Source organism: Acuticoccus sp. (assembly GCF_965213555.1).
GTDB lineage: Bacteria > Pseudomonadota > Alphaproteobacteria > Rhizobiales > Amorphaceae > Acuticoccus.
Window position 1 is genome coordinate 3,834,927 of the sequence record NZ_OZ243890.1, and the last position, 21,866, is coordinate 3,856,792.

Annotated in this window: 19 protein-coding genes and 3 tRNA genes; 4 read left to right on the forward strand and 18 right to left on the reverse strand. The window is 71.2% G+C overall.

The annotated features are described in order from the left end of the window. Nucleotides 1–96 precede the first annotated feature (96 nt). The 11 genes from ACOOE8_RS17975 to ACOOE8_RS18025 form a co-directional block, all read right to left on the reverse strand. Nucleotides 97–420 carry a hypothetical protein gene (locus ACOOE8_RS17975; protein WP_420392769.1) on the reverse strand — a complete coding sequence of 108 codons (324 nt, stop codon included), beginning with the start codon at nucleotides 418–420 and terminating at the stop codon, nucleotides 97–99. Nucleotides 421–499: 79 nt separating this feature from the next. Beyond that, nucleotides 500–892, reverse strand: coding sequence for a 50S ribosomal protein L7/L12 (gene rplL / locus ACOOE8_RS17980; RefSeq protein WP_420392770.1), 393 nt, complete (start codon nucleotides 890–892; stop codon nucleotides 500–502). A gap of 60 nt (nucleotides 893–952) precedes the next feature. After that, nucleotides 953–1,507 (reverse strand): 50S ribosomal protein L10, encoded by a 555-nt coding sequence (gene rplJ, locus ACOOE8_RS17985; protein WP_420392771.1) that lies wholly within the window; start codon nucleotides 1,505–1,507, stop codon nucleotides 953–955. Nucleotides 1,508–1,846: 339 nt separating this feature from the next. After that, nucleotides 1,847–2,545 carry a 50S ribosomal protein L1 gene (rplA, locus tag ACOOE8_RS17990; protein ID WP_420392772.1) on the reverse strand — a complete coding sequence of 233 codons (699 nt, stop codon included), beginning with the start codon at nucleotides 2,543–2,545 and terminating at the stop codon, nucleotides 1,847–1,849. Next, complete coding sequence (rplK, locus tag ACOOE8_RS17995; protein WP_420392773.1) at nucleotides 2,538–2,969, reverse strand: 50S ribosomal protein L11; 432 nt, start codon at nucleotides 2,967–2,969, stop codon at nucleotides 2,538–2,540. The genes rplA and rplK overlap by 8 nt, the downstream gene beginning before the upstream one ends. 107 nt (nucleotides 2,970–3,076) lie before the next feature. Beyond that, the gene (nusG, locus tag ACOOE8_RS18000) at nucleotides 3,077–3,613 is read right to left on the reverse strand and encodes a transcription termination/antitermination protein NusG (protein ID WP_420394739.1); all 537 of its coding nucleotides are present in this window, start codon (nucleotides 3,611–3,613) and stop codon (nucleotides 3,077–3,079) included. A gap of 37 nt (nucleotides 3,614–3,650) precedes the next feature. Beyond that, nucleotides 3,651–3,836, reverse strand: a complete 186-nt coding sequence (gene secE, locus ACOOE8_RS18005) for a preprotein translocase subunit SecE (protein WP_420392774.1) — start codon at nucleotides 3,834–3,836, stop codon at nucleotides 3,651–3,653. A 260-nt stretch (nucleotides 3,837–4,096) separates the two neighbouring features. Then, a complete protein-coding gene (locus ACOOE8_RS18010; RefSeq protein WP_420392775.1) occupies nucleotides 4,097–5,134 on the reverse strand; it encodes a hypothetical protein in 1,038 nt (345 codons plus the stop codon). Between the two features lie 63 nt (nucleotides 5,135–5,197). After that, nucleotides 5,198–5,273, reverse strand: a tRNA-Trp gene (locus ACOOE8_RS18015). Nucleotides 5,274–5,354: 81 nt separating this feature from the next. Next, nucleotides 5,355–5,428: transfer RNA gene (locus ACOOE8_RS18020), tRNA-Gly, on the reverse strand. A 61-nt stretch (nucleotides 5,429–5,489) separates the two neighbouring features. Next, nucleotides 5,490–7,340: an ABC transporter ATP-binding protein gene (locus ACOOE8_RS18025; RefSeq protein ID WP_420392776.1), complete on the reverse strand. Its 1,851-nt coding sequence runs from the start codon at nucleotides 7,338–7,340 to the stop codon at nucleotides 5,490–5,492. Nucleotides 7,341–7,736: 396 nt separating this feature from the next. On the opposite strand from ACOOE8_RS18025, the gene ACOOE8_RS18030 reads away from it, so the two are divergent. Both ACOOE8_RS18030 and ACOOE8_RS18035 read left to right on the forward strand, forming a co-directional pair. Then, complete coding sequence (locus tag ACOOE8_RS18030; protein WP_420392777.1) at nucleotides 7,737–8,819, forward strand: M15 family metallopeptidase; 1,083 nt, start codon at nucleotides 7,737–7,739, stop codon at nucleotides 8,817–8,819. 81 nt (nucleotides 8,820–8,900) lie between these two features. After that, a complete protein-coding gene (locus tag ACOOE8_RS18035) occupies nucleotides 8,901–12,329 on the forward strand; it encodes an indolepyruvate ferredoxin oxidoreductase family protein (RefSeq protein ID WP_420392778.1) in 3,429 nt (1,142 codons plus the stop codon). A gap of 215 nt (nucleotides 12,330–12,544) precedes the next feature. Here ACOOE8_RS18035 and ACOOE8_RS18040 read toward each other — a convergent pair. Both ACOOE8_RS18040 and glk read right to left on the reverse strand, forming a co-directional pair. Then, a tRNA-Gly gene (locus ACOOE8_RS18040) sits at nucleotides 12,545–12,619 on the reverse strand. A 77-nt stretch (nucleotides 12,620–12,696) separates the two neighbouring features. Continuing rightward, nucleotides 12,697–13,725: a glucokinase gene (gene glk / locus ACOOE8_RS18045; RefSeq protein WP_420392779.1), complete on the reverse strand. Its 1,029-nt coding sequence runs from the start codon at nucleotides 13,723–13,725 to the stop codon at nucleotides 12,697–12,699. Between the two features lie 259 nt (nucleotides 13,726–13,984). On the opposite strand from glk, the gene ACOOE8_RS18050 reads away from it, so the two are divergent. Next, entirely contained in the window at nucleotides 13,985–15,238 is a 1,254-nt protein-coding gene (locus ACOOE8_RS18050) for a GTP cyclohydrolase II (protein ID WP_420392780.1), read from the forward strand. Next, entirely contained in the window at nucleotides 15,228–16,475 is a 1,248-nt protein-coding gene (locus ACOOE8_RS18055) for a DUF1688 family protein (RefSeq protein ID WP_420392781.1), read from the forward strand. The genes ACOOE8_RS18050 and ACOOE8_RS18055 overlap by 11 nt, the downstream gene beginning before the upstream one ends. 481 nt (nucleotides 16,476–16,956) lie before the next feature. Here ACOOE8_RS18055 and ACOOE8_RS18060 read toward each other — a convergent pair whose 3' ends face one another. From ACOOE8_RS18060 to tmk, 5 genes are read right to left on the reverse strand one after another with little or no spacing between them, the layout of a single operon-like run. Beyond that, the gene (locus ACOOE8_RS18060; protein ID WP_420392782.1) at nucleotides 16,957–17,784 is read right to left on the reverse strand and encodes an MBL fold metallo-hydrolase; all 828 of its coding nucleotides are present in this window, start codon (nucleotides 17,782–17,784) and stop codon (nucleotides 16,957–16,959) included. Beyond that, on the reverse strand, nucleotides 17,784–18,572 hold the full coding sequence (locus tag ACOOE8_RS18065) for a TatD family hydrolase (RefSeq protein ID WP_420392783.1): 789 nt from the start codon (nucleotides 18,570–18,572) through the stop codon (nucleotides 17,784–17,786). Before ACOOE8_RS18065 ends, ACOOE8_RS18060 begins: the two co-directional genes overlap by 1 nt. Next, on the reverse strand, nucleotides 18,569–20,095 hold the full coding sequence (gene metG, locus ACOOE8_RS18070) for a methionine--tRNA ligase (protein ID WP_420392784.1): 1,527 nt from the start codon (nucleotides 20,093–20,095) through the stop codon (nucleotides 18,569–18,571). The genes ACOOE8_RS18065 and metG overlap by 4 nt, the downstream gene beginning before the upstream one ends. A 34-nt stretch (nucleotides 20,096–20,129) precedes the next feature. Continuing rightward, complete coding sequence (locus ACOOE8_RS18075) at nucleotides 20,130–21,185, reverse strand: DNA polymerase III subunit delta' (protein WP_420392785.1); 1,056 nt, start codon at nucleotides 21,183–21,185, stop codon at nucleotides 20,130–20,132. Then, the gene (tmk, locus tag ACOOE8_RS18080; RefSeq protein ID WP_420392786.1) at nucleotides 21,185–21,829 is read right to left on the reverse strand and encodes a dTMP kinase; all 645 of its coding nucleotides are present in this window, start codon (nucleotides 21,827–21,829) and stop codon (nucleotides 21,185–21,187) included. Before tmk ends, ACOOE8_RS18075 begins: the two co-directional genes overlap by 1 nt. Nucleotides 21,830–21,866: the final 37 nt, after the last annotated feature.

The window sequence follows — 21,866 nt, forward strand, 5'->3', positions numbered from 1 at the left end:
GTTCTTCACTCTCCCATGTGCGACCCTTAAGGGCCACGTCCGCTGCCGTCGTTGATCGTCCTCAACCCAAGAGGAGGATGAGGTTCCGCCCCGTCCTCAACCCAGGAGGAGGAAGAGGTCGCGCCCAATGAGGGCGAGCACGACCGCGGCCAGTCCGACCCAGATCGCCTTGCGCGCCGGCCCTGGGTCAGGTCGAGCCAGCCGCCACCCGAGCGCCGCGCCGATCAGGCTGATGAGCACCGACGGCGCGTAGGCCGCGCCGACGGCCACGCCCTCCGGCGCGTCGACCGCGCGCATCACGTCGGCGAGCGCGATCACCACCGCGAGGTACTGCGACGTCGCACCCGCCAGGCTGACCAGGAAGAGCGCCCCGCCGACCGCCGCGACGGCCTGTAGGACACGCCGGCGCGTGCGCATCATCGGTGCTCCCGGGCGTCATCCCAGCGGCAAAGTCGGGGCGCCGTCGGCCCCGCCGACTTCACCACGTCGCTGCCGCGGCCTACTTCAGCGAGACCTTCGCACCCGCGTCCTCGAGCTGCTTCCTGATCTTCTCGGCCTCGTCCTTGGAGGCGCCCTCCTTCACGGGCTTCGGCGCGCCCTCGACGAGGTCCTTCGCCTCCTTGAGGCCGAGCCCGGTGATGGTGCGGACCTCCTTGATGACGTTGATCTTCTTGTCGCCTGCGGCGTCGAGAATCACGTCGAACTCGGTCTTCTCCTCAACGGGAGCAGCCGCCTCCGCACCGCCTCCGGCGCCGGGCATCGGCATCGCCATCGCGGGGGCGGCCGCCGCCGCGGACACGCCCCATCCGTCCTCGAGCTTCTTCACGAGCTCGGACACTTCGAGGACCGTAAGCTTCGACAGTTCGTCGTACAGGCTTTCAAGGTTGGCCATGGTTCTTTCTCAGGTTGTCGGTTCGGTTGCGTTCGGTTCGATGGGCCGTCACCCCAGGGATTAGGCCGCCGCCTCCAGCTTCGCCCGGTACGCTGCAAAGACGCCGATGAGGTTCTGCGCGGGGGCGTTCAGCTGCGAGGCAAGCTTGTTGCCCGGCGCGTTCAGCACCCGTGCAAGGCTGGTCCCCGGCTGCAGCAAGCAGCCCAGAAGCTTCGAGCGCAGCTCGTCGATCGGCGGCATCTTGGCGAGTGCCTCGACGCCCTGCTGATCCATCGCCGCGCGGCCGAGGAGGCCGCCGATGATGATGAGCTTCTCGTTCCTCTTGACGTACTCCGTCAGGACCTTCGGCGCCGCCACGGGGTCCGGTCCGTAGGCGATGCCCACCGGCCCCTTGAACAGCTCCGACGCGACACCCCTGTCGCCGTTCTCCAGCGCGATCTTGGCGAGCCTGTTCTTGATGACCCTGAACTGGGCGCCAGCGTCCTTCATCTGGCGCCGCAGGTCGGTCATCTGGGCGACGGTCAACCCGCTGTACTGGGTCACCACCACGGAGCCGGCCGTGGCGAACACCTCGTCGAGGAAGCTCACCATCTCGCGTTTTTCGGCTCTATCCACCGTTCTCTCCAAGACATGGGGGATCGCTCCCCCGGCTCGTGTTGCCCGGCCCGCACCACGCGGCCCAAGCGATCGTCACCCGTCCCGAGAGCGAACGTTCCCGTTCCGACCCCCGTCTATGCGGGACATTAAGTGGAGGCGAACCCCCGCACCCGCAGTCTCGGACAGGCTGCCCGGTCAGCCGAAGCCGTCCGGGCGACCCTCGCGGCGCAGCGCCGCGAAGCTTCTTGGCGCAGCACGGTCTGCGCGCGTTGCGTCGTTTGCGTGTCGGCCGATCGCTGCACAGCAGTGACCACCGCCGCCGCGAGGCGCGGACCGACAGGCACGGTCGATCGGCGCCTACTCCGCCGCCATCGTCGATAGCTCGACCTTGATCCCCGGACCCATGGTCGAGGTCATCGCGACCTTCTTCATGTAGGTGCCCTTGGCCCCGGTGGGCTTGGCGCGCTGCACCGCGTCGTAGAAGGCGCGCACGTTCTGGGCGATCTTGTCCTCGTCGAAGGACACCTTGCCGACGCCGCCGTGGACGATGCCGCCCTTCTCCACGCGGAACTCCACCGCGCCGCCCTTGGCATCGCGCACCGCCTGGCCGACGTCGGGCGTCACCGTGCCCACCTTGGGGTTCGGCATCAGCCCGCGCGGGCCGAGGACCTTCCCGAGGCGACCCACCAGCGGCATCATGTCAGGCGTCGCGATGCAGCGCTCGAAGTCGATCTTGCCGCCCTGAACGTCGGCGACGAGGTCCTCCGCGCCGACGACGTCCGCCCCGGCCGCGCGCGCCTCGTCCGCCTTGTCGCCGCGCGCGAACACCGCGACGCGCACGTCCCGCCCGGTGCCGTTCGGCAGCACGCACACGCCGCGCACCATCTGGTCCGCGTGGCGCGGGTCGACGCCGAGGTTGATCGCGACCTCCACCGTCTCGTCGAACTTCACCGCCGAGCGCGACTTCAGCATCGCGATCGCCTCGGCGAGCGGGTACGTGGCGCGGTGGTCGATGCCCTCGTAGGCCGCCTTCATCCGCTTTGCCAGCTTAGGCATCGACCACCTCCAGCCCCATGGACCGCGCCGAGCCCTCGACCATCTTGGCCGCCTGCTCGACGGTGTCGGCGTTGAGGTCCTTCATCTTCTGCTGCGCGATCTCGATGCACTGCGCCCGCGTCACCTGGCCTGCGCTCTCGCGGCCCGGCAGCTTGGAGCCCGACTTCAACCCGGTCGCCTTCTTGAGGAAGAACGAGACCGGCGGCGACTTGATCTCGAACGTGAAGGACTTGTCCGTGTAGTACGTGATCACGGTGGGGCACGGCGCGCCCTTCTCGAGATCCTGCGTCTTCGCGTTGAAGTCCTTCGTGAACATGATGATGTTGAGCCCGCGCTGGCCCAGCGCCGGCCCGATGGGCGGCGACGGCGTCGCGATGCCCGCCGGTACCTGCAGCTTGATGTAACCGGCCACCTTCTTGGCCATCGTCCCTCCTCGCCCCCGTGGGCTTCGCCGATCCCGGGCCGTCCGCCCGTTCGCGGTTCAGGGTCAGGGATCGGCCGCCCCCTCGCCTCCCGCATCCCGTCGCGCGATCAGCCGGCGACCTTCTCCACCTGACCGTACTCGAGCTCGACGTTGGTGGGCCGGCCGAAGATCGACACCGCGACCTTCACCCGCGCACGCTCGTCGTCGACCTCTTCCACATAGCCGTTGAAGCTCGCGAACGGGCCGTCGGACACACGCACGTGCTCTCCCACCTCGAACACGATGGTGGGCCGCGGCCGCTCGACGCCCTCGGTCACCTGATGCAGGATCCGTTCCGCCTCACGGTCGGGGATCGGCTGCGGCCGCTGCGTGGCTCCAAGGAAGCCCGTCACCTTCGGCGTGTTCTTGATGAGGTGGAACACCTCGTCCGTCAGCGCGCACTTCACGAGCACGTAGCCCGGATACGTGGTGCGCTCGGTCTCGACGCGGCGTCCGCGCTTGAGCTCCATCACCTTCTCCTTCGGCACCAGGACGTCGTCGAACATCTCGGTGAGGCCGCGCAGCTCAGCCTCCGCGAGGATCGCCTCGCGAACCTTGTTCTCGAAGTTCGTGTAGGCGTGGACGATGTACCAGCGCTTGTTCATGGGTCGCGGTCCGCCGCCGGTCGCCTTCAGGAGCGCTTCAGCCAAGGACCTGTCCGATCCCCCAGCCGAGGATCCGGTCCACGACGAAGAAGAACACGGCCGCGAAGGCGCACATGATGAACACCATCACCGTGGTGATGATCGTCTCGCGCCGGCTCGGCCACACGACCTTCGAGGTCTCGGTACGGACCTCCTGGATGAACTGGAACGGATTGGTCGCCACGAACCCCTCTTCCCACCGACGCACGCCCAACCGACGCGCTTGAACGCCCGATGCACCCGAGACGCCCATGCGACCCCTGCACCCTGCGCACGGTCTGACGCAGCGAGGCCCTGCGACGGGCGTCGCAAGGCCGACGAGCATCGATCCTATGAGCACGAGACGCACGATCCCCAACGCCGCCTCGTGAGGGCGCTAACTAACAATGCTGCAGGGCGAGCGCAACCCCTCGCTCCCGACCTCATTCATGAGCCCTCAACCGGTCAGCGCAGGATCTCCCTGCCTGCGCTGTCCTTCAAGGCACGAACCAGCTGTCGGCCGGCGAGCGGCGCATCGCCGGCGACGGCGTTGTAGCGTCGCCGTCCCTCCGTGCCGGTCCACAGCGCGAACATCGGGTCCCCCGCCAGCGCCTCGCGCACGGCGGGGTCGGCCAGGACGCGCGTCACCGCCTTGCCGAACGCGGGTCCCCCCTCGAACACCAGCCGAGGGAGGTAGTGGTAGTGCCACAACGCGACGCCCTTGCCCGTCCCCGAGCGGTTGATCCCGTCATCGAACCTTCGCACCGTCCCGCCGACCCGTGCGATGGCGATGGGCAGCGCGATTTGATCGAGCCACGGGAACAGCTTTTGGCCAGCGAGCTCGGGCGGCGGATCTCGCTCGATGGCAAGCGCCGTGTCGAGGAAGGTTCGACCGAACCCCGCGGGGTCGGGGGCACCGATGGCGCCGGCGTTGTAGTAGGGGAACTGACCGGGCAGCGCGTTGCGGCCGCGCCTGGCCGGGGCGACGGGGGTGGCGCCGAACTTGTCGTAGAGCGCCGTCCAGATCGCCTCCGCGCTGTGCCCGGTCTCACGGTTCGGGAACGTCTGACCGCCGCGTCGCAGGTAAAACGCGCGCGCCGACAGGCGGCGCGCGATGGGACGCACGAAGAAGGTGTCGGTGTCGAGGAACAGCGCCGACGGCGCGGCGCACTTGGCGAGCGCGTACATCTTGTTGGAGTGGGGATAGCGCGCGCCGAAGTCGGCGTTGACGAAGCTGCGCGTCGCAACGCCGCGCTCCGCCAAGTAACCGAGCGTCGCAGGGCCGGGCCGCGGGTCGTCCGGCCAGCCGGGACCGGGTTCGGGGTGGCAGGCGACGAGCTCGTCGGGTCGCACCCGCCCGTTGGCGAGCGCGGACGCGACGAGCAGGATCGCCTCGCGCTCGAGCCGGCCGCGCTGCACCACGAACACGATCTGCCGCTGCGAGCGCCCGCGCTGCCATAGGCGCGCGATCGAGGGCGACCAGCGATGAAGGGCTGACGTCATGTTCGTGCGCCCTCAGGCGGCGCCCGGCGAGGACAGCCGCGTTGGCGCGCCCCGCCGGTGAGGTGGCAGGGGTGGAGGGACTCGAACCCCCGGCCTACGGTTTTGGAGACCGCCGCTCTACCAACTGAGCTACACCCCTTCAGGACGTCCGCAATAATCGCCGCCGACGGTCCGTACAAGCCCGTCGCCGGCACGATCGTTCATGCCGCTGGAGCTGAGCTGGAGCGGGTGAAGGGAATCGAACCCTCGTCCTCAGCTTGGAAGGCTGCTGCTCTACCATTGAGCTACACCCGCGACCCTGTCCCCATACGCTGCGGACCGGCGGCGCGTCCAGCCGCACCCGCCGACCGCACACCTACTCGGCCGCCTCGGCCATCGCGTGCGAGGACAGGAAGCCCCCCGACTGGCGCGACCAGAGCCGTGCGTAGAGTCCGCCTGCGGCGGCGAGGTCGTCGTGCCGCCCCTCCTCCACGACCCGTCCCTCGTCGAGCACCACGAGCCGCTCCAGGGAGGCGATCGTGGACAGGCGGTGGGCGATCGCGATCACGGTCTTGCCCTCCATGAGGTCGAACAGGCTCTCCTGGATGGCCGCCTCCACCTCTGAGTCGAGCGCGCTCGTCGCCTCGTCGAGCACCAGGATCGGCGCGTTCTTTAAGAACATGCGGGCGATGGCGATCCTCTGGCGCTGGCCGCCTGACAGCTTGACGCCCCGCTCGCCGACGTAGGCGTCGAACCCCGTCCGCCCGGACTGGTCCGACAAGCCGTCGATGAAATCGAGCGCGTTCGCCCGCCGGGCCGCCTCGCGCACCTCCTCATCGGTGGCGTCGGGGCGTCCGTAGACGATGTTCTCGCGGATCGAGCGGTGCAGCAGCGCGGGTTCCTGGGTCACGACGCCGATCGCCGCACGCAGCGAGTCCTGCCGGACGGTGGCGATGTCCTGCCCGTCGATGAGGATGCGGCCGCCCTCGAGCTCGTGCAGGCGCAGCAACAGGTTCGTCAGGGTCGTCTTGCCGGCGCCCGACGGACCGACGAGGCCGATCTTCTCGCCGGGCTGCACGGTGAGGTCGAGCCCCTCGATCACCCCGCCTTCCTTGCCATAGTGGAAGGTGACAGACTCGAAGCGGATCTCTCCGCGCGTGACCTCGAGCGGCACCGCGTCCGCGGCGTCGGTGACGCGCGGCGGCACCGCGAGCATCGCCTTGCCGTCGGCGATGGTGCCGATCGCCTCGAACAGCATGGTCATCTCCCACATCACCCAGTGCGACAGCCCGTTCAGCCGCAGCACGAGCGCGATGGAGATCGACAGCGCGCCGAGCGAGATCGTCGAGCCGACCCAGAACGCGACACCGAGCGCGCCGATGGAGAACAGCAGCAGCGCGTTCAACACGTAGTTGCCAACGTTGAACAGCGAGATCAGCCGCATCTGCCGGTGCACGGTCTGGAGGAACTCGTCCATCGCCTCCCGGGCGTAGGCGGTCTCGCGATCCGCGTGGGAGAACAGCTTGACGGTCTGGATGTTGGTGTAGCTGTCGACGACGCGGCCGGTCATCGAGGAGCGCGCGTCGGCTTGGGCCTCGGACGCCGCGCCGAGGCGGGGCACGAAGTAGGCGAGGAGCGCGGCGTAGGCCATCGCCCACAGGACCATCGGCACCATCAGCCGCCAGTCCGCCTGGGCCGCGACGACGAGCATGCCGACGAAGAAGGCGAGGACGTAGGCGAAGATGTCGAACACGCGCAGCGACACGTCCCGCACAGCGATGGCGGTCTGCATCACCTTCGTCGCGATGCGTCCGGCGAACTCGTCGGCGTAGAACGCCATGGGCTGGCGCAGGAGGTGCCGGTGCGCCTGCCAGCGCGTCAGCATCGTGTAATTGCCGGCGAGCGTTTGATGGATGAGCACAGACTGGACCAGCACGAGCGCCGGCAGCCCGACGAGGATCAGGACGCCGACGATGCCGAGCGTCACGCCCTCCTCGTTCAGGAACGTGGTGGGGTCGCGCACCGCGAGCCAGTCGACCAGCGTGCCGAGGAAGCCGAACAAGAATGCTTCGCCGAGCCCGATGGCGACGGACAGCAGCCCCATCACCGCGACCCACGGCCACACATCGCGCGAGAAGTGCCACACGAAGGCGAAGAAGCCCTCGGGTGGCGTGGTCGCTGCGCGTGCGGGGTACGGGTCGACCAGCCGTTCAAAGTAGCCGAGCATGGTCACCTCCGAGCCGCCGATATAGGCGTTGCAACGAGCGATGGCGAACGAACCTTTGGCGTCGTCGTCGCAGGGCAGGACCAGCCGTTCGGGTCGTCCGGCAGCGTCAGGCCTACATCCCTCGCGCCTCGGACGAGCGCGTGCTCAGGCGCAGCGAGACGAACGGTCGTGATGCCCCGATGCTGCGACCGGCACACAACGGGATCTGCGCCAACCGTGGATGGTTCCTCGATCCTCCCAACCGGCAGCGCACCTTCGGGGACAAGGCATGGTATGCGATCTCCATCGGGGACGCATCGTTGTCCGGCGGGGAGTTGGCGAATGTTGCGCTCAGCAGGCCCTGCGAGGCCTGACCGCGAGGGTCCGCCCCGGCGTCAGGCCGTCGTCGCTGCAGCCGTGATCGGCGGGACGGCAGCGGCGCTGCTCGCCGGCGCCGTCGCGGGCCCGCGAGCCTTCGCCGACGATGGGTTCAGCGCCTACGTCGAAGGCCAGTTCGACGTGTTCAAGGACCGGCCGGTCGGCCAGCCGGGGTGGGCCGCTCACGCGACGCAGGCCGACGTCGCCTCGAGGCAGGCGCCGCAGGTCGCTGCTCCGCCAGCGCTCCGCCCGGCGAGCGCAACCCCGTCCGAGCGCAGTGCGGGATCGACCGACGCGGTGCCGACCCCTCCGCGCCGCCCACAGACCCGGACACCGTCGCCATCCGACGCCGCGCTGCACGACAGCCGCAGCCAGCCGCGGCAAGCGGGCTTGTCCGCCCTGTGGCGCGGCGGCGGGCTTTCGCGCGAGCAGCGCGCCCTTCAGAGCGCCTACCCCGGTGCCTTCGCCTTCGAGGGCAACGAGGTCGTGTTCCCCGACGGCACGCGCCTCGTCTGGGACGACGGGCGGACCAAGTCGCCGGCGGAGCTCCTCGCCTCCGCGGACCTGGAGGACATGTTCGCCTACGACTACCCCATCGCCGCACGTGGCCGGCTGGTGCCCGCGCGGCACGAGGACCCCGGTCGCGTTCGCAACGATGCCTTCTTCAAGGCGCTCTACGGTGCCAGCGCCGGCGCCGTGCGAGCCGACACGCGCCAGGTGCCTTGGGTGCCCGCGCTCGGTGGCGGCAGCCTCACGGTGACGACACGGTTCGGCGTCGCCGACCGTCTTGCCCGGGTCTCCGCCGAGCTGGAGCGGCTGCCGGCGCGCTTTCACAAGCACCTCGTGCCCTCGGCCGGCGCGTTCCTGTGGCGTCCCATCGCCGGCACGAACCGCATGAGCGTGCACTCCTTCGGCGCGGCGGTGGACGTTGCCACCACACACTCGAGCTACTGGCGCTGGGACGGGCACAAGGCGGGTGCGACGATCCCCTACCGCAACGAGATCCCGATGGAGATCGTCGAGGTGTTCGAGAAGCACTGCTTCATCTGGGGCGGCCGCTGGCATCACTACGACACCATGCACTTCGAGTACCGCCCGGAGCTCCTGCCGCACTGCCACTGATGCGGCCGGGCTGGTAAGCCACGTTGTGCAAGCGCGTAGCAGCGCCTACGTTGAAGGCATGCTCTAAGAGAGGGGTCGGTCATGCGTTCCGTCACGCTGGATGACAAGTACGACCTGGCGCGGCCCGACGTCTTCCTGTCCGGCACGCAGGCGTTGGTGCGGCTCTGCCTGGCGCAACATGCGCGCGACCGCGCGGCCGGACACAACACCGCAGGCTACGTGACGGGCTACCGCGGCTCGCCGCTCGGCGGGCTCGACCAGACCTTCGGCCGCGCGAAGGGCGTGCTCGGCCAGGACATCCTCTTCCAGCCGGCACTCAACGAGGACCTTGCGGCCACCGCGCTGTGGGGCTCGCAACGGACGCACCTGTCGGGCGAGGGTCGCGCCGACGGCGTGTTCGGCCTGTGGTACGGCAAGGGACCCGGCGTCGACCGTTCAGGCGACGTGTTCCGCCACGCGAACCTTGCCGGCACCGCGCCGCTCGGCGGCGTGCTCGCCCTCATGGGCGACGATCACACGTGCGAGAGCTCGACGACGGCGCACCAGTCCGAGTTCGGCATGATCAACGCGCTCATCCCGGTGCTGTCGCCGGCCGGCGTGCAGGACATCGTCGACTACGGCCTCCTCGGCATCGCCATGAGCCGCTTCGCGGGCCTGTGGATCGGCTTCAAGCTGGTGAAGGACACCGTGGAGTCGACCGCGTCCATCGACGGGCGCACCGACCGCGTCGCCGTGGCGCTGCCGGAGTTCCGCTTCGCTGAGCCGCCGCACATCCGCCAGGGCTTCGACGCCCTCGGCGAGGAGGCACGCCTCCACGAGGTCAAGCTGCCGGCCGCACGCGCGTTCGTCTCGGCGAACCGGCTGAACCCCGTCGTCCTGCGCGGCGGCCGCAAGCCTTGGCTTGGCATCGTCGGCACCGGCAAGAGCTGGCTCGACGTCCTCGAGGCGCTCGCCGCGCTCGGCATCGACGAGGTGGCCGCCGCCGACCTCGGCGTGCGCGTCATGAAGGTGGGCTGCCCCTGGCCGCTGCCGCGCGAGGACGTCGTCGCGTTCGCCGACGGGCTCGAGACCATCATCGTCGTCGAGGAGAAGCGCGGGCTCATCGAGCCGCAGATGAAGGACGCGCTCTACGGCACCGCGAACGCGCCGACCATCGTCGGCAAGACCGACGAGCGCGGGGCGCCGCTGTTCCGCGCCCCCGGCGCGCTCGACGCCAACCACGTGGCGCGCACCATCGGGCACCGCCTCGCCGCACGCGGGACTGACCGGGTGGCCGAGCCGCTCGCCGCGCTCGACGCCCTCGCCGCCCGGCTCGGCGCGACGCAGGCGGTCGCCGAGCGGAGCCCGTACTTCTGCGCCGGGTGCCCGCACTCCTCCTCCACCGTCGTGCCGGAGGGCTCCCGTGCCGGGGCGGGCATCGGCTGCCACTTCATGGCGCTGTGGATGGACCGATCCACCGAGGGGTTTACGCAGATGGGCGGCGAGGGCGCCCAGTGGATCGGCGAGGCGCCCTTCTCCACCCGCACGCACCTCTTTCAGAACCTCGGCGACGGCACCTACAACCACTCCGGATCGCTCGCGATCCGCGCTGCGGTCGCCGCCGGCGTCAACGTCACCTACAAGATCCTGTTCAACGACGCCGTGGCGATGACCGGCGGCCAGGCCCACGATGGCGGCCTGTCGGTGCCCGCGATCGCCGCGCAGGTCCGCGCGGAGGGCGCCCGCGAGGTCGTCGTCGTCACCGACGAGCCGGAGAAGTACGACGACGTGCGGCTGCCCGGCTCGCCCGCCGTCCACCACCGCGACGACGTCGTGCCGGTGCAGGAGCGACTCGCCGGCATCCCCGGCGTCACCGTGATGATCTACGACCAGACCTGCGCGTCGGAGAAGCGGCGGCGGCGCAAGCGCGGCGCGTTCCCGGACCCCGACAAGCGCATCGTCATCAACGAGCGCGTATGCGAGGGGTGCGGCGACTGCGGCGTGCAGTCGAACTGCGTCGCGATCCAGCCCGTGGAGACCGCGTTCGGCCGCAAGCGCCAGATCGACCAGTCGAGCTGCAACAAGGACTTCTCCTGCCTCAAGGGGTTCTGCCCGAGCTTCGTCACCGTGCACGGCGCCGAGCTCAAGGCGGCGACGATCCCCGACGTGCCCGCTGACCTGCCCGAGCCGGAGCGTGCGCCGCTCACCGAGGCGACCGGCATCCTCGTCACCGGCGTCGGCGGCACCGGTGTCGTGACCGTCGGCGCGGTGATCGGCATGGCGGCGCACATCGAGGGGCTCGGCGCGGGCGTCATCGACATGGCCGGGCTCGCCCAGAAGGGCGGCGCGGTGCTCTCGCACATCAAGATCGCGCCGCGCCGCGAGGACATCACCACGATCCGCGTCGGACCGGGCGACGCCTCCGCCGTCCTCGGGTGCGACATCGCCGTGGCAGGGTCGGCCAAGGTGCTGTCGGCGATCGGCGAGGGCGCCGTGGTGGTTGCCAACACGCACGAGCAGATGCCTGGGGACTTCACGCGCAACATCGACTACTCGCTGCCCACGCGCCGCGTGGTCACAGCGCTGGAGGAGCGGGCGCGCACCGTGGCGTTCGATGCGACAGCGGCGGCGAACGCGCTGTTCGGCGACGCCATCGCCGCCAACATGCTCGTCATGGGCGCCGCCTTCCAGGCCGGCGGCCTCCCGTTGTCAGCCGCCTCGCTGGAGGCGGCGATCACGATGAATGGTGCAGCGGTCCCCATGAACATGGCCGCCTTCCGTGCCGGACGCCTGTCGGTCGCCGACCCCGACGCCTTCGCCGCGATGGTCGAGCAGGCCATGGGCGCCCCCCTGCCCCATCGCGTGCCGCCGGCGACCCTCGACGAACGGATCGCGCGCTACGCCGAGAGCCTCACCGCGTACCAGAACGCGGCCTACGCCAAGCGCTTCCTCGATCGCGTCTCGGCGGTCCGCACCGCCGCCGCGCGGACCGGGGCGGACGGCGAGGCGCTCGCCGACGCCGTCGCCCGCTCGCTCTACAAGCTGATGGCGGTGAAGGACGAGTACGAGGTGGCGCGCCTGTTCGCGGACGGCGGCTTCAAGGAGCAGCTTCGGGCGCAGTTCGCCGGCTGGAAGAGCCTCGAGTTCCACATGGCGCCGCCGGTCGTATCGCGGACTCATCCGCGGACCGGGCGTCCCCAGAAGCGCGCGTTCGGACCCTGGATGATGCGCGTGCTGCCGCTCCTTGCGCGCATGCGGCGCCTTCGCGGCACCCCGCTCGACGTGTTCGGCCGATCCGCCGAGCGCCGTGAGGAGCGCGCCATCCTCGCCGAGTACGAGGGGACGGTGGATCGCATCGCCGCGACGTTGACCGCCGACCGGCTGCAGGCCGCCGTCGCCCTTGCCCGATGGCCCGAGCCGATCAAGGGCTACGGGCCGGTCCGTGCGGCGAACACCGCACGCGCGCGGGCCGAGCGCGAGCGTCTCGAGGCCGGCTACGCCGAGCGCCGCACGCTCATCGCCGCGGAGTAGCGCCGGCAGCGCGCAGCCATCGCCGGCGCGGTCGAGGGCACCGTCCACGCGCCGACGAAGGAGAGCGACCAGCGCCGCTGGCCCGCGACGCTCAGCGGCCCGCGGGCATCGCGGATCGAATGTCCATGGGTGTGCTGGCGATGACGACCGGCGGTGCGCCGCCCAGCTCGCGCGTCGCCTCGGTCAGGGCGTAGGAACGGACGAATTGGCGCGGTTGGAGCGGGCGATGGGATTCGAACCCACGACCCCAACCTTGGCAAGGTTGTGCTCTACCCCTGAGCTACACCCGCGCTCCGTCGCGACGTCCGGCGCATATGAACCATTAGCCGGGTGCGTGCAAGCCCCGCCGTGGTGCGCCGGCCATCGCTCAGACGTCGAGCCGACGGCCCGACAGGTCCATGGCGAAGCGGTCCGGCAGCGTGGCGAAGCTCGAAAGGCCGCTGATCGCGGGCTGCGGCTCGGTGATGAGGTAGGTCGGGATCTCCCGAAGGATCGGCCCGTGCGGGGCCTTCGCCTCGAAGGCGGCGCGGAAGCCGCTCGTGGCGAGGCGGTCGGCGAAGCGTGGCACGATCCCGCCGCCGATGTAGACGCCGCCGCGGGCGAGGAAGGTCAGCGCAAGGTCGCCCGCCACGCGGCCGAGGTAGGTGAGGAAGAGGTCGATCGCCTCGTCCGCGATGGGGTCGTTGCGGGCGGCCGCCCCGGTGGCGTCGGCGCCCTCGCGACACCAGTCGCCGTCGACCCCCTCCTGCCGGGCGAGCGCCCGGTACAGCCGTGCGAGCCCATCCCCCGACAGGAGCGTCTCGGCGCTGATGCGGCCGTGCAGCCGGTCGAGGTGCGCCCAAAGCGCGAAGTCGCGCTCGCCCTCGGGTGCCAGCGATACGTGGCCGCCCTCCCCGGCGAGCGGCGTGTAGCGCTGGTCGCCATAGACGAGACCGGCGACGCCGAGCCCCGTCCCGGGACCGAGGACGACGCGCGGCGCCCGGCTCGAAGGTTCGCCGCCGCCGACCTTGAGGAGCTGATCCTCGCGAAGGTAGGGCAGCGCCAGCGCCAGCGCCTCGAAGTCGTTGAACATGATGACGGTGGACAGGTGTAGCGTCCGGGCGAGCTCGGCCGGGTCCACCGACCAGTGGGCGTTGGTGAGCTGCACGCTCGGCGAGGTCAGCGGGCCGGCGAGCGCGACGAGGAGCGAGCGCGGCATCATCGACGTCGCGTCGAGCACCGTCGCCTCGGCGGCCTGCGCGAAGCTGTCGAACATCGTCGTCTGTACCGTCGGGAACGTGCGCAACGGGCTGTGCGCCTGGGGCAGGATCCCGAAGCGCACGTTGGTGCCGCCGATGTCGGCGACGAGGACCGGGAAGGACAGCGGGCGGGCGCTGGAACGTGACGGGGTCATCATGGCGCTCCTTAGCACGACCGCTTAACGCGCATCCCTCACAAGCGGTCGCAAGGCCCCGCTGGCAGCGTGGGCGAAGATGTGTCAGGACAGCGAGCTGCGATCGGCCACGACCCGACGCCATGCCAGCGGCCTCCTCGACGCGCCGGCGGCAAGGGGATGCTGAGTTCGTCCCGAACGCGAGGCGCGCCCCAACGCGCACGGCACCGCGCGGCGTACGGCGACCGAGGTGCACGGCATCCCTCGAGCCGCAGGTGAGACGATGGGCGATCCGATCAACCGCAAGACGCACATCCGCCTCACGTCCCACCCGAGGACCGGCCGGCCGCTACGCTTCCCCGTGCGGTGGGGAGAAGCAGACCCAGTCGAACGCGGGCCCGTCGTCGGCACGGTGACGGAGCCGGCCGACCGCAACGTCATCGGCACCCACGGCGGATCGTACTCGCTCTACCGCGCGCTCGCCGTGGCCTCAGGCGCGCTGAACCCGATCCGCCGGCCGGTGCTGGACGGCACGCTCCCCACCGCGAGCATCGGCCCGTTCCCGGCCTGGAGCGCCTTGAACCGCATCGTCGCGCTGGACCCGTTCGGCCACGTGGCGGCGGATGCGTTCGCCCACCTGATCGCCGAGGGCGTCGACATCCGCCCCACCATCGCGGTGACGCGGGCGCACCTTTCCATGCGCGAGCTCTCCGACGCCGTGGCACGGGGACGCCTGGCGGCGGACGGCAACGTGCTGGCGCCGTCGGGCGACGTCGCAGTCACCAAGGTCGCCATCGAGCCGGTGTGGCACCTGCCGGGGATCGCGGAGCGCTTCGGTGTCGCCGAGGCGCGGCTGCGGCGCGTCCTGTTCGAGCAGACGGGAGGCATGTACCCCGAGCTGGTCACGCGGCCCGACCTTTCGGTCTTCCTGCCGCCCATCGGCTCCACGACGCTCTACGTGTTCGGCGATCCGCTCGCGCTCGCCGACCCGGCCTGCGCCCTCACCTGCCGCGTCCACGACGAATGCAACGGTTCGGACGTGTTCGGATCCGACATCTGCACCTGCCGTCCCTACCTCCTGCATGGGGTCGAGGAGTGCGTCCGCGCCGCGCAGTCGGGCGGAGTGGGCCTCATCATGTACAATCGCAAGGAGGGCCGTGCGCTCGGCGAGGTGACGAAGTTCCTGGTCTACAACGCGCGCAAGCGCCAGGTGGGCGGGGACACGGCAGCGGAGTACTTCGAGCGCACCGAGTGCGTGGCCGGCGTGCAGGACGCCCGGTTCCAGGAGCTGATGCCCGACGCGCTGCACTGGCTCGGCATCACCCGCATCGATCGCTTCGTGTCCATGAGCAACATGAAGTACGATGCGATCGTCGCCTCCGGCATCGCCGTCGGCGAGCGCGTGCCGATCCCGGACGAGCTCGTCCCGGCCGACGCCACCGTCGAGATCGAGGCCAAGAAGGCCGCGGGGTACTACGCTCCGGCCGGGCGCGCCGGCGACCTCGGCAAGGTCAAGGGGCGCCGGCTTGACGAGTGAGGCCGCGCTCGAGGACGAGGCCGCTGCGGCGCGCGAGCTCCTCACCGCGGCGGCGGTGCGCACGCGCTCGGCCGCTGTGTTCGCGCGGATCGCGGACGGTGCGTCGGAGCACTTCACGTACGCGCCACAGGCGCTCGCCGGCATCGCGGATCGTGTCGCCTCCCTGACACGCGAGCGTCACTTCGACCTCGCCGTCCCGCTCCACTCCCGCTTCAGGCACTTCGAGGCGGGCGGGATCGATCGCGTCGGGAGCCTCGCGGCGGCGCGCGGCTGGACGACCCCGGAGGCCGCGGCGCGCGGGCTCGCCGACCTCGCGGTGGTGTCCGTGCTGCTCGACGCAGGGGCCGGGCCGCGCTGGCGCTACACTGAGGCGGCCACCGGAACCGAGGCGGTGCGCTCCGAGGGGCTCGCCCTTGCGTCCCTGTCGATGTTCGCCGGCGGGGCGTTCTCCGCGGTCCCCGCCGACCCGCTGCGCGTGGACGCCGCTGCGCTCGCGACGCTCGGCGCCGACGAGCTCGCTGCGGGCTTCCAAGTCTCGGCGGACAACCCTCTGGAAGGGGTTGAGGGGCGGCTCGGCCTCCTCGCGGCCCTTGCCGATGCGGTCCGATCGGCGCCCGACCTGTTCACGCAGGAGGACGATCCGCGGCCGGGCGGCATCATCGACGCGCTGGCCGCCGACGCCGAGAACGGCACGGTCCAAGCCGAGGCGATCCTCGAGGCCGTGCTTGAGGGGCTCGGGCCGATCTGGCCGAGCCGGCTCACCCTCGCGGGCGTCCCGCTCGGCGACGCATGGCCGTACCCGCCGATCGGGGACGGGAGGGCACCGGGCAGTGACGTCGTGCCCTTCCACAAGCTGTCCCTATGGCTGTCCCTGTCCCTCGTCGAGCCGCTCGGCGTGCGTGGGATCGCCGTCGCTGGCCTCGACGCGCTGCCCGGGCTCGCGGAGTACCGCAACGGAGGGCTGTTCGTGGACGGTGGCGCGCTGGTCCAACGGCACGAGGCACCGCCGCTCGACGTCGGGCATCCGATGATCGTCGAGTGGCGCGCGGCCACCGTCACGCTGCTCGACCGGCTGGCCCCGCTCGTGCGCGAGGGGCTCGGCGTGAGCGCGGACGACCTTCCGCTCGCCGCGATCCTGGAGGGCGGCACGTGGGCCGCCGGCCGGCGCCTCGCCGCCGAGCGCCGCGCGGACGCCTCGCCCCCCATCGCGATCGTCAGCGACGGCACCGTCTTCTAGAGCGTCCCAGGCCTTCTCAGGCCCGGATAAGATCCTCAGGCTCGTTGGTCCGGAGCGGTCTTCTTGGGGTGGGGGGCTCCCCCTAACCCCCAAACCGCCCGAGGCCATGTCCTCAATGACCGGAAGCCACCAAGACCCGACGGATCTGCTCGGAGGGGACGGGGCAGGCGAGATCGTGGCCGAACGAGCGGAACCGAGGGGGCGCAGCGGGCGGTGATCGAGCCGCTGCTTCCGACCGACGTGCGGCTCCTGCCCTGGGACGACCGCACAGGGCTGGCAGGGATCGTCCGGAGCTCGCCGCGGTCCGCCTCCGGCGTCGCCGTATCAAGGCGGTGTCCTAGCGCGGCTGCGCGGTCAGGAGTCGGTCCCACGGGCCCGGTTGAGCGCAGCTCCGTTCGCTGGCGCGGCTCAGATCGGGCGGCAGCACGGGGATCGCAGCCTTCTCGAGGTTGGTGCTTGTCCCCCATGATGGCGTCCCACGTTAGGGAAGCTGATGTCGAGATGGTGCTCCAGCCTGGTCGGCCTCGATCACCATGAGGTCATAGGCGGGCTGGATGTGGTCAGGCAGCTCGCGGCGCAGCGTCTCGTAGTCGAGGTCCTGGTGGAGGTTGGTGAGGACGCCGCGCTCGGCCCCCATCCGCTCCAGCCAGTGCACGGCCTCGTCCACGGTGAGGTGGCTCGCGTGCGTGCGGTAGCGCAGCGCGTCGATCACCCAGACCACGAGGCCCTCGACGAAGGGGAGCGAGTCGAGGGGCAGGTCGTTGAGGTCGCTGGAGTAGGCGACGTCGCCGACCCGGTAGCCCAGCGACTCGATGCTGCCGTGCACCTGCGCGAAGGGCTGCAGCGTCAACGGACCGCCGGCGCCCTCGATGACGAAGGCGTGACCGGGGTTGATCTCGTGCGCGTCGAGGATCGGCGGGTAGCCCTTGGCCACCGGGCGGAAGCAGTAGGCGAAGGCCTCCTCGGCGCGGGCGCGGGTCGCGCGGTCCATGTAGACCGGCACGCGGCTCCCCTGGGCGAGGGCAAAGCCCCGAAGGTCGTCGATGCCGTGGATGTGGTCGGCGTGGGAGTGGGTGTAGACCACGGCGTCGAGCGCGCGCACGTTTGCGGCCAAGAGCTGCTCGCGCATGTCCGGCCCGGTGTCGACGAGGACCCGGGTGACACCCTCCTCGCCGACCTGCTCGATGAGGAGGGCGCAGCGGCGCCGCCGGTTGCGCGGGTTCTCGGGGTCGCACCGGCCCCAGTCCCCGCCCGCGCGCGGCACGCCGCCGGACGAGCCGCAGCCCAGGATCGTGAAGCGGTGGCGCATCAGGCGACGAGCCGCTCCGGCACCTTGTCGAACAGCCGGTAGAAGTTCTGCGTCGTGCGCAGCGCGAGCTCGTCCGGCTCGAGGCCGAGCGTCGCCGCGAGGTTCGCCGCCGTGTCGGCCACGTACGCGGGCTCGTTGGTGCGTCCGCGGTGCGGCGTCGGCGCGAGGTAGGGCGCATCGGTCTCCACGAGGATGCGGTCGAGCGGCACCTCGCGCGCGACGTCGCGGATCGCCTCGGCCGACTTGAACGTCACGATGCCGGAGAACGAGACGAAGAAGCCGAGGGCGAGGCCGCGCCGGGCAAGGTCCGCGCCGGACGAGAAGCAGTGCAGCACCGCGCGGTAGGCGCCCTTGGCGTACTCGTCCTCGAGGATTGCTGCGATGTCATCGTCCGCGTCGCGGGCATGGACGACGAGGGGCAAGCCGGTGCGCCGCGCCGCCGCGATGTGGGCGACGAGCCCCCTCCCCTGCACCTCGGCCGTGTGGCGGGTGTAGTGGTAGTCGAGCCCGGCCTCGCCGATGGCGACGACCTTGGGCGCGGCCGCGGCGGCGACGAGCTCGTCCGCCGTCACCTCCGGCTCTTCATGGGCGTGCAGGCAGTGGACGCCCACCGAGGCGTAGACGTCCTCGTGCGCGGCGACGATGGCGCGCAGCCCCTCGAAGGTGCGCATCCGCGTCGAGATCGTCACGAACCGCTCGACGCCGCGTGCCCGCGCCCGGTCGAGGACGGGCGCGAGGTCGGCGAAGTCGGGGAAGTCGAGGTGGCAATGGCTGTCGACGAGCCTCACGCAGCCTCCAGCTTCGGCACGATGGGCCGCGGCGCCGGCAGCGCCGTCCCGGCCTGCGGCACCGTGTCGAGGTCCGCGATCGCCCGCCGGTCGGGCGGCACCGCGAGGAGGTCGAGGAGGTCGCAAGCCGTCTTCGGCACGAAGGGCTGCAGGAGGATGCCGAACCGGCGCAGCGCGTCAGCGGTGAGGCGCAGGACGCTCGCCATGCGCGCCGCGTCCGTCCGGCGCAGCGCCCACGGCGCCTCGCCGGCGAAGTAGCGGTTGGTCTCCGACACCGCCTCGAAGATCGCCGCAAGCGCCGTGTGGATCGCCTGGCGGTCCATCGCCTCGCGGCAGGCGTCCGGCAACCGCTCCAGCCGCGCGAGCATCGCCCGGTCCGCCTCGGTCGGCGGACCGGCGTCCGGCAGCGCGCCGTCGCAGTGCTTGGCGATCATCGACAGCGAGCGCTGGGCGAGGTTGCCGATGTCGTTGGCAAGGTCGGCGTTCACGCGGTTGATGAAGCCGTCGACGGAGTAGTTGCCGTCCTGCCCGAACGGCACCTCGCGCAGGAGGTAATGCCGCAGCGGGTCGACGCCGAAGGCCGCCACGAGGTCGAAAGGGTCGAGCACGTTGCCGACCGACTTCGACATCTTCTCGCCAGCGTTGTAGAGGAACCCGTGCCCGAACACGCGGCGCGGCAGCGGCAGGCCGGCGCTCATCAGGAACGCCGGCCAGTAGACTGCGTGGAAGCGCACGATGTCCTTGCCGATGACGTGGAGGTCGGCGGGCCACCACGCGTCGAGGCGCGCCCGGTCGTCCGGGTAGCCGCACGTCGTGAGGTAGTTGGTCAGCGCGTCCACCCACACGTACATCACGTGGTCCGTGTCACCGGGCACCGGCACGCCCCAGTCCATGCTGGTGCGTGAGATCGACAGGTCCTTGAGGCCGGACCTCACGAACGCGACAACCTCATTGCGCCGCGTGGCGGGGCCGATGAAGTCGGGGTTCGCCTCGTAGTGCGCGAGCAGCCGGTCCTGGAACGCCGACAGGCGGAAGAAGTAGGACGGCTCCTCCATCCATGTGACCGGCGCACCGGACGGCGCGCGCTTCACGCCGCCCTCGTCCGTCAGCTCGGCCTCGCCGAAGTACGCCTCGTCGCGCACCGAGTACCACCCGCCGTAGTTGCCGAGCGTGATGTCGCCGGCGTCGGCCATGGCGCGCCAGATCGCCTGGCTCGCGGCCACGTGGCGCGGCTCGCGGGTCGAGATGTAGTCGTCGTGGGAGGATCCCACGGCGTCGGCCATCTTGCGGAACAAAGCCGTGTTGCGGTCGGCAAGCTCGGCGACGGGGATGCCCTCGGCGGCGGCGGTCTCGACCATCTTCTGCCCGTGCTCGTCGGTGCCGGTGCAGAAGTGCACGTCGTAGCCGTCGATGCGCTTGAAGCGCGCCAGCGCGTCGGCGGCGATGAGCTCGTACGCGTGGCCGATGTGCGGCGCCCCGTTGGGGTAGGCGATGGCCGTCGTGATGGTGTAGCGCGGGCTCATGGGGCGAGGGTGTCAGCCGCCGCCTCGCGCCTTGTCAAGTGAGCCCGGCGACCCGGTCGGCGGCGGCGAGGCGGGCGGTCAATGCGAGCATCATCTCCTTGCGGTCGAGGTTGAACACCTCCACGCGGCGCCGCGCGTCGGTGGCAGCAAGGTACAGTTCGGCATAGGCGTCGAGCGCGGCGAGCGGCAGGCGGCCGGCGCCGTTCCGCGCCCGGTCCGCCGCGGCGTCCAGCACGAGCTCTAGCACGGTGGCGAACTGGTCGTCGCGACGCTGCGCCGCGAGGTCGGCGAGCTGGTGCTGGGCCCGGGCCTCGCGGAGGGTGCGGGGCTCGAGGATGCGCGCGGCGGAGCGCACCACGTCCGCACCGGCGGCGGCAAGGACGAGGGCGCGGCGCACGGACCCCTGCCCGGCCTTAGCCAGCGACGGGTCCGCTCCGAGCTCTGTGAGCGCGCGAGCGACGGCGTCCGCCGGCAACGGCCGCAGCCGTACCGCCCGGCAGCGCGAGCGGATGGTCGGCAGCACCCGGCCCGACACGTGCGCGATGAGCACGAACAGCCCCCGTCGCGGCGGCTCCTCCAAGGCCTTGAGCAGCGCGTTGGCGGCGTTGAGGTTGAGGTCGTCCACCGCGTCGACGATCACGATGCGCCAGCCGCCGTGCGCAGCGGTCGCGCCGAGGAACGGCACGATCCTGCGCACCTCGTCCACCGTGAGCTCGGTCTTGAAGCGCTTCTGCTTGTCGTCCCAAGGCCGGGTGAGGTGGAGGACACCGGGGTGCGTGCCGGCCGCGATCTGCCGCGACCCCGGCGCGTTGGGATCGCTCGCAAGGCGCGGATCGAGCCCGGTGCCGGGCACGCTGCCGGCGAGCGCGCGGGCGAGGCGGAAGGCGAGCGTCGCCTTGCCGATGCCGCGCGGTCCCTCGAGGAGGATCGACTGGGGCGCCGCACCCTCGAACGAGGCGGCGAGGCGGGCGACGGCGTCCTCGTGTCCGTGGAGCGACGTGGCCTCGCGTGGCGCCGGGGCGTTGTCGATGAGGTCGGGCTCGGCGGGCGCGCCCTCCGCGGGCCTCGGCGCGCGCGGCGGGCGGGCCATCAGCGGCCGGGCGTCGCGGTCGCAAGGTCTGCGACGCGCTCCTCGACCACGGCGGTGATCCGGGCGGCGAGCTCGTCGGGCGGCAGCGTCGCGTCGAAGACCACGCAGCGCCTTGCGTCGCGCTCGGCGATGGCGAGGAACGCGCGACGCCGACGCTCCTGCACCTCAGCTGCGTCGCGGTCGAACGGGTCGCGCGCACCGCGATCCATCGTTCGCGCGCTGCCCACCGGGGCCGGACAGTCCAGGATCACCGTGAGGTCCGGACGCACGTCGCCCGCTGCCACGAGGGTGAGCGCCGCGAGGAGCGCCGGGTCGACGCCCGCCGCTCCCTGGTAGGCCTCGGTGGAGTCGGCGAAGCGGTCGCACACCACGACGGCGCCGTCCCGCAGCGCCGGCGCGATGACGGTCGCAACGTGGTCGGCGCGCGCGGCGGCGAACAGCATCGCCTGCTCCACCGCGCTGAGCCGTGCCCCGCGCTCGGACAGGAGCGCCGTCCTCAGCCGCTCCGCGTAGGGCGAGCCCCCCGGCTCGCGCGTGGCGGTGACCTCATGGCCGAGCTCGCGCAGGTGCCGAACAAGGTGCTCCGCCTGCGTCGACTTGCCGGCGCCCTCGCCGCCCTCGAAGGTGATGAAGGCCCCTGCCATGTCCCTCCACCTCGCACCGGCCACGCCGGCGCGCGGA

Bases quoted from the DNA above. Each gene is read 5' to 3' on its own strand.
- rplK (WP_420392773.1), bottom strand. From the start codon at position 2,969: ATGGCCAAGAAGGTGGCCGGTTACATCAAGCTGCAGGTACCGGCGGGC.
- ACOOE8_RS18025 (WP_420392776.1), bottom strand. From the start codon at position 7,340: ATGCTCGGCTACTTTGAACGGCTGGTCGACCCGTACCCCGCACGCGCA.
- ACOOE8_RS18050 (WP_420392780.1), top strand. From the start codon at position 13,985: ATGGGCGATCCGATCAACCGCAAGACGCACATCCGCCTCACGTCCCAC.
- ACOOE8_RS18075 (WP_420392785.1), bottom strand. From the start codon at position 21,185: ATGGCCCGCCCGCCGCGCGCGCCGAGGCCCGCGGAGGGCGCGCCCGCC.
- glk (WP_420392779.1), bottom strand. From the start codon at position 13,725: ATGATGACCCCGTCACGTTCCAGCGCCCGCCCGCTGTCCTTCCCGGTC.
- ACOOE8_RS18060 (WP_420392782.1), bottom strand. From the start codon at position 17,784: ATGCGCCACCGCTTCACGATCCTGGGCTGCGGCTCGTCCGGCGGCGTG.
- tmk (WP_420392786.1), bottom strand. From the start codon at position 21,829: ATGGCAGGGGCCTTCATCACCTTCGAGGGCGGCGAGGGCGCCGGCAAG.
- nusG (WP_420394739.1), bottom strand. From the start codon at position 3,613: ATGAACAAGCGCTGGTACATCGTCCACGCCTACACGAACTTCGAGAAC.
- ACOOE8_RS17975 (WP_420392769.1), bottom strand. From the start codon at position 420: ATGATGCGCACGCGCCGGCGTGTCCTACAGGCCGTCGCGGCGGTCGGC.
- rplA (WP_420392772.1), bottom strand. From the start codon at position 2,545: ATGCCTAAGCTGGCAAAGCGGATGAAGGCGGCCTACGAGGGCATCGAC.
- rplL (WP_420392770.1), bottom strand. From the start codon at position 892: ATGGCCAACCTTGAAAGCCTGTACGACGAACTGTCGAAGCTTACGGTC.
- ACOOE8_RS18010 (WP_420392775.1), bottom strand. From the start codon at position 5,134: ATGACGTCAGCCCTTCATCGCTGGTCGCCCTCGATCGCGCGCCTATGG.
- ACOOE8_RS18035 (WP_420392778.1), top strand. From the start codon at position 8,901: ATGCGTTCCGTCACGCTGGATGACAAGTACGACCTGGCGCGGCCCGAC.
- metG (WP_420392784.1), bottom strand. From the start codon at position 20,095: ATGAGCCCGCGCTACACCATCACGACGGCCATCGCCTACCCCAACGGG.